Genomic DNA, 574 nt, shown 5'->3' with positions numbered 1-574 from the left:
GGCAGGCGGACTACTCAAAACCACTGATGCCAGTAGTTTAACGACCGAAGAGGTGTTTGACTATATCGCCACCACGACGCCATTACGTCAAGCGACTTCAGTGGCTGATTTTGCCAATTCAGTGTTGCTTATGTCATCTGATTTGAGCTTAGCTATTACCGGACAGTCCATTGCTGTCGATGGTGGTTTGACAATGCCTTAATAATGCTCCGAAACTTTTAGGCTGTGATTTGCGGCTTTATACCAGTTGCGCATCACGTTACAACGTATCGATTTTATCTGGTATCGACTATATATAAAGCTTTAAAAATGAGCAGATGAACCACTTAATAAGTAACTTGATTGAATTTGAAAGAGAAATGACATGAATAACCGTAAGCGTGCTGGGATTATTGCTGCATTGATTGGTCTAGTAGGCTTTATGGCGATGTTTAATGCAGGCTCGCCGACCTCTATTGTGGACTGGCCAGTTGAAACTTATATGGGCTTGGCCTTTACCATTGGTTGGTTAAGTAGCGTACCTAATTGGTTGGCCTATGTACTGGCAGCGCTGGTGCTTATATTAATAGTGGCA

The 574-nt window shown here is 43.0% G+C and carries 2 protein-coding genes; both read left to right on the top strand.

Annotated features, from left to right (window positions below; genetic code table 11):
- Positions 1 to 202, top strand: a 202-nt coding sequence (locus ACS8FD_RS23175) for an SDR family oxidoreductase (protein WP_439277585.1), incomplete at its 5' end; no start/stop codon positions are given.
- 162 nt (positions 203 to 364) lie between these two features.
- Positions 365 to 574: hypothetical protein (locus ACS8FD_RS23170; RefSeq protein WP_439277584.1), on the top strand; the 210-nt coding region annotated here is incomplete at its 3' end.

Source organism: Psychrobacter sp. 1U2 (assembly GCF_051847575.1).
Note: the sequence above shows the minus strand (reverse complement) of the source record. Positions and strands in the feature narration are given on the sequence as shown.